The organism is Stenotrophomonas sp. UBA7606 (assembly GCF_002477705.1).
In the GTDB taxonomy this organism is placed as follows: Bacteria; Pseudomonadota; Gammaproteobacteria; order Xanthomonadales; family Xanthomonadaceae; genus Stenotrophomonas.
The window spans coordinates 1-9,403 of the sequence record NZ_DLJW01000047.1 but is presented as its reverse complement, the minus strand read 5'-3'; the positions used below and the strand labels follow the sequence as shown (position 1 = coordinate 9,403).

Annotated in this window: 6 protein-coding genes, 4 tRNA genes and 1 riboswitch; of the genes, 7 read left to right on the top strand and 3 right to left on the bottom strand. The window is 65.8% G+C overall.

Annotation, left to right across the window (positions count from 1 at the left end):
- Positions 1-74: 74 nt before the first annotated feature.
- Positions 75-150: transfer RNA gene (locus B2527_RS06845), tRNA-Gly, on the top strand.
- 53 nt (positions 151-203) lie between these two features.
- A tRNA-Gly gene (locus tag B2527_RS06840) sits at positions 204-279 on the top strand.
- Positions 280-364: 85 nt separating this feature from the next.
- Here B2527_RS06840 and pnuC read toward each other — a convergent pair.
- From pnuC to B2527_RS06825, 3 genes are all read right to left on the bottom strand, one after another.
- Positions 365-958, bottom strand: a complete 594-nt coding sequence (gene pnuC, locus B2527_RS06835; protein ID WP_293706822.1) for a nicotinamide riboside transporter PnuC — start codon at positions 956-958, stop codon at positions 365-367.
- A gap of 8 nt (positions 959-966) precedes the next feature.
- A complete protein-coding gene (locus B2527_RS06830) occupies positions 967-3,135 on the bottom strand; it encodes a TonB-dependent receptor (RefSeq protein WP_293706805.1) in 2,169 nt (722 codons plus the stop codon).
- Between the two features lie 68 nt (positions 3,136-3,203).
- Positions 3,204-3,298, bottom strand: a riboswitch (TPP riboswitch).
- A 40-nt stretch (positions 3,299-3,338) separates the two neighbouring features.
- Positions 3,339-4,472, bottom strand: a complete 1,134-nt coding sequence (locus B2527_RS06825) for a phosphotransferase enzyme family protein (RefSeq protein ID WP_414717026.1) — start codon at positions 4,470-4,472, stop codon at positions 3,339-3,341.
- A 180-nt stretch (positions 4,473-4,652) separates the two neighbouring features.
- Here B2527_RS06825 and B2527_RS06820 point away from each other — a divergent pair.
- From B2527_RS06820 to B2527_RS06800, 5 genes are all read left to right on the top strand, one after another.
- A tRNA-Gly gene (locus tag B2527_RS06820) sits at positions 4,653-4,728 on the top strand.
- Between the two features lie 73 nt (positions 4,729-4,801).
- Positions 4,802-4,875, top strand: a tRNA-Cys gene (locus B2527_RS06815).
- A 188-nt stretch (positions 4,876-5,063) separates the two neighbouring features.
- Positions 5,064-6,203: an HlyD family secretion protein gene (locus tag B2527_RS06810; RefSeq protein ID WP_293706803.1), complete on the top strand. Its 1,140-nt coding sequence runs from the start codon at positions 5,064-5,066 to the stop codon at positions 6,201-6,203.
- Positions 6,203-7,750: a DHA2 family efflux MFS transporter permease subunit gene (locus B2527_RS06805; RefSeq protein ID WP_293706801.1), complete on the top strand. Its 1,548-nt coding sequence runs from the start codon at positions 6,203-6,205 to the stop codon at positions 7,748-7,750. The genes B2527_RS06810 and B2527_RS06805 overlap by 1 nt, the downstream gene beginning before the upstream one ends.
- Complete coding sequence (locus B2527_RS06800) at positions 7,750-9,297, top strand: efflux transporter outer membrane subunit (RefSeq protein ID WP_293706799.1); 1,548 nt, start codon at positions 7,750-7,752, stop codon at positions 9,295-9,297. Before B2527_RS06805 ends, B2527_RS06800 begins: the two co-directional genes overlap by 1 nt.
- The last annotated feature ends 106 nt before the right edge of the window (positions 9,298-9,403 follow it).

The following is a 9,403-nucleotide window of genomic DNA, read 5'->3' as shown; positions in this document are numbered from 1 at the left end:
GTCTCGTTTCCCGCTCCAGTTTCAAATGAATTCCGCTTTTTTGCGGGGTTTATCCAGAAAGATATTGCAAGCCTGCGGGAATAGCTCAGTTGGTAGAGCGCAACCTTGCCAAGGTTGAGGTCGCGAGTTCGAGTCTCGTTTCCCGCTCCAGTCTTGAATATCGCAACGGCCCATCCAGCCCTTCAGCACGATGCGCGCCACATGCGGGAATAGCTCAGTTGGTAGAGCGCAACCTTGCCAAGGTTGAGGTCGCGAGTTCGAGTCTCGTTTCCCGCTCCAGATCATGATCGCGAAGCAGTTGTTTCGCCATCGACCGAAAGGCCCCGCAAGGGGCCTTTCGTGTTTCTGCGCTGGACGTCCCTGCTCAGCTTGAGGAGCTGCCCGCTGCGGTGGCACTGTCGGCGGTGGTGCTGCTGGCAGCTTTGCTCCAGGCGCGCAGGCCAATCACCGCCAGCCCCAGGAAGAACACGTACAAGGCTGCGGTAACGTGCAGTGACTTGAACAGATAGGCCCCTACATACACCACGTCCACTGCGATCCATAGCCACCAGGTGGCCACGTGGCGGCGTGCCTGCCACCACTGTGCCACCAGGCTGAGTCCTGTCAGCAAGGCGTCCAGCCACGGCAGCGCGGCGTCGGTGAACAGATGCATGCAGGCCCCCAGGCCGAGGCCGCCAGCCACGCCCAGGGCAAGGTCGCGCAGCAGCTTGCTGCGCGACAGTGGCACGATACGGATGGCGCCTTCATCGGCGGCGTGGCGGTGCCAGTTGATCCAGCCATAGGTCAGGAAGCCGGCGAACGCGACCTGCAGCAGCGTGTCCGAATACAGCTTGGCCTCGGCAAAGACCAGGGCATACAGCGCAACCGACAGCAGCCCGACCGGCCAGGCCACGACACGACGCTGTGCCATCAGCAGTACGCCGAGGATGCTGCACAGCGCCGCCGACCACTCGAGCAGGCTGCTGCTCACAGTGCGATGCTCACCGACACGCGGGCCTGGCGCGGTGCGCCCGGGAACAGGTAGTAATCACCCAGGCTGCTGCCGGTGTCGCGCCAGTAGAAGTGGTTGAAGACATTGTCCACCGACAGGTTCCAGCGCAGGGCATGGCCATGCAACTGGTGCTGGAGGCGCAGGCCGGCATCGAACACGTTGTAGCTCGGCGCGCGCGCGCCGCCATCGGCGCGGGCGATATTGCTGGAGGCATGGCGCCAACCACCGGTCACGTCCAGGCCTTGTGCAAAGGGCAGGGCATAGGCCAGGTGCACGCTGGCGCGCAGCTTGGGGATGTTGACCAACTGGTGGCCTTCATAGCTGGCGGTGCCCGTGTCGCGGGCGCGGGCCTGCAGTGCGCTGGCGCTGGCGAAGATCTGCAGGGCGTCGGTCAGGTGCCCGTTCGCGCTGAGTTCCAGCCCGGCGTGGGCCTGCTTGCCCTGTTCGACAAAGGTGTAGCCAACGTCGCTGTCGTCGGGCTTTGCGTACTGGTACGGCTGGGTGGTGCGGAAAACCGCCGCGCCCAGCTGGAGGTCGCGGGCCAGGCTGTACTTCAGGCCGGCTTCGAGCTGGCGCGACTGCACCGAAGGCAGGAAGGTGTCGGCATTCGACGTCCAGAACGGCGCTTCCTGGCCCAGTGCGATGCCTTCCACATAGCTGGCGTAGACATTCAGGGCATCATTGGCCTTCCACAGCAGTGCAGTCTGCGGCAGGAACTGCGACAGCCGGCTATGCCGCTGTGGATTGCCACGCTTGTCATAGGCGCGCTCGTCCAGGCGCACATGGCGGCCGCCCAGTAGCCACTCCCAGTTGTCGCCAACGCTTGCGCGGTCAAGTACGAACAGCGCGGTCTGGCGGCTGTCCAGGCGGCGCGCGGAGGCGCCGGGTTGCAGCGGCGAGGGGGCGAACACCGGCAACTGGCTGTCGTTGATGTTGACCGTGCCCACGTACTCGTTGACGTTGCGACGCTTGTCGACCGTGCGGCGGAAGCCGTCCACGCCCACGGTCAGTTGATGGCCGATGTTGCCGGTGTGGAAATTGCCGCGCAGCTCTGCACGCAGTTCCTGGTTGCGGCGGGTATCGTCCGGGCTGCGGTAGTCGTAGATGTCGTAGTCGCCGTTGGGCGCGAAGTAGTTGCCCGGCACGCTGCCATCGGCGCATTGCGCGGCATAGTAGCAGCCGTAGGCAAATGCCACGTTGTCATCGATCACCGAGCGGCTGTGGCCCACGGCAATGCGCGACTGCCAGGTGGGGCTGAAGTCGTGTGTATGCGCAGCGGTGATGTTGGTGCTGGCGATGCCAACCGGCTGCTGCCAGGGCTGGTAGCCGAGCATGCGGTCGGTATCCACCTTGCCTGGTAGCAGGCTGCCGCCCAGCAATTGATAGCCGGAGGCCGAGCGCTGGGCGCTGGTCTGGTAATTGGCGTCGACTTCGAGTTTGCTGCGCTCGCCGATCAGCCAGTCGGCGGCCAGCGCATAGAAGTTGCGGCGGCCGTCGGCATGGTCGATGTAGGAGTTGCTCGCGTCCCAGGTCGCATTGAAGCGCAGGCCAAGGCGCGGTGTCAGCCAGTGGCCGACATCGACGGCGGCGTAGCGCGAACCTTCCGAATCGGTGCCCAGGGTGAGGTTGCGCACCTCGGCGGGGCGCTTGCCGACGTAGTTGATGATGCCGCCCGGTGCCATCACGCCGGCGGCCAGGCCTGCCTCGCCCTTGAGGATCTGTACCGATTCGATGTTCTCCAGTGCCAGGCGCTGTTCACCGGCAATGGACAGGCCGTTGAAGCGGTAGCCGGTGGCCGGGTCCAGCGCGAAGCCGCGGATGGCGATGTTCTGGTAGTAACCCACCGGTGCATAGGCATCGCCGAGCGAGGCGTCGCTGCGCGCCAGTTCGGACAGCGAGCGCACCTGCAGGTGGTCCAGCTGCTCGCGGTCCACGATGTTCATCGAGGCGGGCGTGCTCTTCCAGTCGCCACTGCCGAAGCTGGTGATGCGGCTGGCCGGGACGGGTTGCCGGGCCTGCACGCGCACGGCGGCCAGCTCGGTGGGGGAGTGTTCGGCAGTGTCGGTGCCTGCCTCGCTGGCATACAGCGGCAGGGCGGCGCACAGGGCGAGGGTCAGCAGGGTGGGGCGCAGGCAGCGGTTCATTCGGTTCGTCTTCGGACAACAGGGGAGACGAAGCGACGGCGCGCGCGCACAACCGCCGGCGGGCGGGGTGGTTGCTGCTCAAAGCTCCCTACGCCGGTGCAAACCGGATCAGGTTCCAAGGGACTCTCTCAGCCTGGCAATCCAGGCACCCCCGCTTCAGTGCCCATTTCACTACAAATGGCGGCGGTTTGCGAATCCGCGGCTCAGGCCGCCGCGTGCAGGGCCTGCAGCAGCGATTGCCCCGGCGGGCTGTTGAACCAGATGGGGTGGCCGAGCATGAACGGTTGCCAGGCCACGTCGGCGTTGGCCGTGGAGCCGGTGATGCCTTCGAAGTACTCGACTTCGGACAGTGCAAAATCGAAATGCACCATCGGCAGCAGGTCGGCCAGCAGGTGAACCCGCGCGGCCGATAGCGGCAGCACCTGGCGGTAGCCCCGCAGCAGCGCCAGGGCGATATCGGTGCGCACGGCGCGGGCCCCCTGTTCCAACTGCAGCCAGGCCACAGCGTTGCGTTCGATCGCCGTGGCCAGATCGAACAGCGCGCTGGTGGGCGAGGCCAGGCCAAAGTCCATCACGGTGCCGATGTGCGGGTCGCTGCCGTCCTGGGTCCACAACAGGTTGGACACATGCCAGTCGTTGTGTGCCCACAGCCTGGGCTCCTGCGCCAGGCGTTGAGCCAGTCCCTGGTGCCAGGGCAGCACGTGGCGCTGCAGTTCGGCCTCCCATGGAATGCGTGCCAGATAGCGGGCCAGCGCTGGTCGTTGCGGCAGCGTCAGCTTCAGTGCGGCTATGGGATCGGCGCTGCGGATCAGATCATCGCGGGCGACCAGCAGGTGGGTGCTGCGTTGCGGTGCGTGGTAGCTGGCCGCCGCCTGGTGCAGTCTGGCCAGCATGCGCCCGGCTTCGGCGGCCTGGTAGGTGTTGGTCAGCAATGTCCAGGAAGGGGCGTCGCGGTACAGGTCACTGCCTTCGCCGACAGCATGCAGTTCATAGGTCCAATCGCCGTGTTCGACCGCGGTGTTGCCGTCGCGGTCCGGCAGTACCTGGCTGACGGGAATGCCGCCCGCGCGCAGGTGTGCCATGAAACGGTGTTCTTCCTGCAGGCAGGCGGCGCTGCGTACGCTGTGGTGATGGCGCTTGATGAATACATCCACGTCGCTGCCGCTGGCGATGGCGGCAGCCGACAATGGTCGCGGGCTGTGCCAGCGCAACTGGTTGCTGCTGCCAAGCTGCAGATAGCGGCCTTTCAGCCAAGCCAGCTCGTCGGTGCTGATGGCAGGCCAGTCGGCGGCCACCTCATCGTTGTTGAGGCCTTGTACGCGATGCGGTTCGGTCATCAGGGGGGGAGTGGGGGCGTCGGGCGGGCAGATGGTACGCCAGCGCCGGCCCCTGCGTGCCCGGCGCTTGTCCGGCAGTGTGTCGGCTGCCGGCCGATGGCGCCCGCGACGATGTGAAAGAAGTTGTTAAAAACTGCTGGCGCAGGATGGGTGAACTCTGTATCATGCGCGGCACACCCCGCGGGAATAGCTCAGTTGGTAGAGCGCAACCTTGCCAAGGTTGAGGTCGCGAGTTCGAGTCTCGTTTCCCGCTCCAAATGTTGAATGGGCCCCCATCGCGGGGTCTTTTCATGTCGAGGTGAAGTAATGCTTCGGCGCTGCAAGTTGATGGCCTGGTAGCAGAGTGGTTATGCAGCGGATTGCAAATCCGCGTACGCCGGTTCGATTCCGACCCAGGCCTCCATCTTTGAAAAAGAGCCCGCGCAAGCGGGCTCTTTTTTGTCCCCCATCCGGCGGCTGGGGGCGGTTCCGGTACGGCGCTTGGCCAAATCCGGCACGCGTTCACTTGACCTCCCGCCCAGCTCCCGTACTGTCAGGTACGTGATCACTGTTTTGGTGATCCGGCCTCCCGACGACAGCCGCGACGAGCCCATGAGCGAACAGCCCCAGCAGTCCCGTCCTACCTCCGCCGATGCCGACCCGGCGCCGGACAAGCCTTCGCCACTGAAGAACCCCAAAGTGCGCTGGACGCTGACCCTGATCGGGGTGGCGGTGCTTGTCGCGCTGGTGGCGTGGCTGGCGTATTACCTCACCGTGGGCAAGTACCAGCAGTCCACCAACAACGCCTATCTGCAGGCCGACGCAGTGGCGGTGGCGCCCCGGGTGAACGGTTATGTCACCGAGGTGCTGGTGCAGGACAACCAGTGGGTGAAAGCGGGGCAGGCGCTGGTCAGGATCGATCCGCGCACCTACCGCGCCACGCTGGATCAGGCCGAGGCGGTCATTGCGGTGCGCGAAGCGGATATCGCCGCGGCCAGCGCTGGCATGCAGGGCAACCAGTCGCAGCTGGTGCAGGCTCGCACCCAGCTCAGATCGGCGGAGGCGACGCTGCGGTTTGCGCGTGCCGAAGTAGCGCGTTTCGGGCCGCTTGCCGCGTCCGGCGCTGATACCCATGAGCATTTCGAAAGCGTGAAGCACGATCTGCAACGCGCGCAGGCGCAGTACGACGCCGCGCGTTCGCAGATTGCCGGGGCGCAGAGTCAGGTGGAGGCCGGGCAGGCGCAGTTGGAACAGGCGCGCGCTGGCCTCAAGCAGGCCCAGGCGGACGCGGCCCAGGCCAATGTGGCCTTCGAGGACACCCAGCTGACCGCGCGCATCGACGGCCGCATCGGCAACAAGACGGTGCAGGTGGGCCAGTTCGTGGCCGCCGGCACACGCCTGATGACGGTGGTGCCGGTGGAGTCCTTGTACCTGGCAGCCAACTTCAAGGAGACCCAGCTGGGCCGCATGCGTGCCGGGCAGCCGGCGGAGATCGAGGTCGACGCTTTGCCGGGCAAGAAGCTGCATGGCACGGTGGAGAGCATTTCGCCAGGCACCGGCTCGCAGTTTGCTTTGTTGCCGCCGCAGAACGCCACCGGCAACTTCACCAAGGTGGTGCAGCGCGTGCCGGTACGTATCCGCATCGAGGCCGATGCCGATACGCGCAAGGTGTTGGTGCCGGGCATGTCGGTGGAGGTCAGTGTGGATACCCGCGATGGCGCCGGTGCCGCGCCCGGGGCTGATCAGCGCTGATGGCGACCACCGCCGCCAACGCGGTGCCGCAGAAAGCCGATGCCAGCGCCTGGCTGGCGGTGGCGGCGGGCACCATCGGCTCGTTCATGGCGACGCTGGACATCTCCATCGTCAATGCCGCCCTGCCTACCATCCAGGGTGAGGTGGGGGCCAGCGGGACCGAAGGCACCTGGATCTCGACCTCGTTCCTGGTCTCGGAAATCGTCATGATTCCGCTGACCGGCTGGTTCGTGCGCACCCTGGGGCTGCGCACCTTCCTGCTGATCTGCGCGTCGTTGTTCACCGCGTTCTCGGTGATGTGCGGCCTGTCCAGCACCCTGGACATGATGATCCTGGGCCGTATCGGCCAGGGCTTCACCGGCGGCGCGCTCATTCCCACCGCGCTGACCATCGTTGCCACCCGCCTGCCTCCGGCGCAGCAGACGCTGGGCACGGCATTGTTCGGCATGACGGTGATCCTCGGACCCATCATTGGGCCATTGCTGGGTGGCTGGCTGACCGAGAACGTCAGCTGGCATTACGCCTTCTTCATCAACGTGCCGATCTGCGCCGGCCTGATCGCCTTGCTGGTGCTAGGCCTGCCGCATGAAAAATCGAACTGGGGCGGGCTGCTGCGCGCGGACTGGCTGGGCATCGTCGGCATGACCGCCGGGCTGGGGGCGTTGACGGTGGTGCTGGAGGACGGCCAGCGCGAGCGTTGGTTCGAGTCGGAGTTCATCCTCATCCTCAGCCTGGTATCGGTTACCGGCTTCGCCTTGCTGGCGCTGTCGCAGTTCACCAGCAGCGAGCCGGTGATACGCCTGAAGATACTGTTCCAGCGCAGTTTTGGCGCGGTGTTCGTGATGGTTGGTGCGGTCGGCATGATCCTGTTCGGGGTGATGTACATGATCCCGCAGTTCCTGGCGGTGATCGCTGGCTACAACACCGAGCAGGCCGGCTACGTACTGCTGCTCGGTGGTGTGCCGACCGTGCTGCTGATGCCCTTCATGCCGAAGATGCTGGAAACCATCGATGTGCGGGTGATGGTGTTCACCGGCATGCTGTGTTTCGCATTGGCCTGTTTCGTCAACCTGGGGCTCACCCCCGACAGCGTTGGCATGCACTTCGTAATCGGCCAGTTGTTGCAGGGCTGTGGTCTTGCGTTGGCGATGATGGCACTGAACCAGGCAGCGATCACCTCGGTACCCAAGGAGTTGGCGTCGGATGCATCGGGTCTGTTCAATGCCGCACGCAACCTCGGTGGTTCGATTGGCCTGGCCATCATCTCCACTTTCCAGGAGCGGCGCGTCAGCTTCCATATCGACGCCATCGGTACCGCCACTACCGCCAATTCGGCGGTGGCGCAGGACTATCTGCATGCGCTGGGTACGCAGATGGGCGATCCGATGCAGGGCGCGGCGATGCTTGCGCAGATCGTGCAGCAGCAGGCGCTGGTGATGGCCTACAACGACCTGTTCTGGATTTTCGGCATCATCGTGGTGGCGACCCTGCCGCTGGTCTTCCTGCTAAAGCCCTTGCCCAAGGGCGTACCTCTGGCGATGCACTGATGCGACAACCTACTTTCCTGCTGTTGCGAAACCTCACCTGCCTGGCGCTGCCGCTGGCCGTGGCTGGTTGCATGCTGGGGCCGGACTACGTGCGCCCCGAGGTGGCCAAGGGGGCGCTGGGGCAACCGGCGCTGGTACGCGCTGCCGATGCCGGGGTGGTTGCCGCGACGCCCTCCAGCCAGTGGTGGCGGGCGCTCAATGATCCGCTGCTGGACCAGCTGATCGATCAGGCGCTGCGCGACAGTCCCAATCTGCGCGCGGCGCAGGCCAAGGTGCTGGCCTCGCGCGCGCTGCAGCGCCAGCGCCGCGCCGAGCAGCTGCCCAGCGTTGGCGCGGTGGCTGGCTATGCGGCCATCAGTCCACCCGATTCCATGGTCGATCAGGTGCGGCAGATAGGCGAGGGGGCCGCACGCGTGGCCGAGAACAACGGGCGCCCGCAGGAAGCTGCGCAGTTGCGCGAGGAGATGTCGCGCATCGATCTGGACACCGATATGTACATCGTCGGTGTCGACGCCAGTTGGGAGTTGGACCTGTTCGGGCGCAAGCGCCGGGCCGCACAGGAGGCGGCGGCCAAGGCCGATGCGGATATCGCCGCCTTGGCGGATGCCCAGGTGCAGTTGGCGGCCGAAGTGGCGCAGGTGTACCTGGGCTACCGCGGCACGCGCGAACGTACCCGCCTGGCCGAACGCAACCTGCAGGCCGCGGCCGAATCGCTGGAACTGACGCGACAGCGGCGTGCGCGCGGTGCGGATTCGGACCTGCATGTCGAACGCGCCCGTGCCCAGTACGAGCAGCAGCACGCACAGTTGCCGGGCCTGCGTGCGCAGGCCACCGAGGCCAAGGATCAGCTGGCATTGATGACCGGGCGCGAGCCCGGTGCGCTGGATGCGCTGCTGGCCGAGGACCGTCCGCTGCCTGCGCTACCACCGGAGGTGCCGGTGGATGACGCGGCGGCGGTGATCCGCCGGCGCCCGGACATCCGCAAGGCCGAGGGCGAGCTGGCGGCGTCCTCGGCGCAGATCGGACAGGCCTTGTCGGCGTATTTCCCGCAGGTGAACCTGCTGGGCACGATCGGCATGGGGGCCTCGTCCTTGTCGGACCTGAACAGCGATTCGGCAGCCAGCATCGTCATGCCGTTCCTGCGCTGGTCGGTATTCGATTTCGGGATCAACAAGGCGCGCGTCGCCCAGGCCCGCGCCGGCAATGAGGCGCGGCTGGCCGCCTACGAAGGCACGGTATTGGCTGCCCTGCAGGATGCCAACAGCGCGCTGGCACGGTTTGGTTCGGCCCGTGAGCAGTTGCAGTCAGCAGGCAGTGCCCAGGCTTCCGCCGGGCGTGCGGCTGCGTTGATGACACAGCGTCGCCAGGCGGGTGCGGCATCGCAGATCGACCTGCTGGGTGTGCAGCGGCAACAGCTCAGTGCGGAGGACAGCTTGGCGCAGGCGCAGCTGCAGTTGCTGGTGCGCTATGTGGCCCTGCAGAAGGCGTTGGGGCTGGGCTGGGAAGAGGCACCGCCGATTCGGCGCGTGGTTGATGGGCAGGGGTGAGTTGAGGGCTGTGATGCTTCCCCTCTCCCCAACCCCTCTCCCCTTGCGGGAGAGGGGTTGGGGAGAGGGGGAAGCACTCAAAGGAAACAAAAAATTTCTCGTGTCA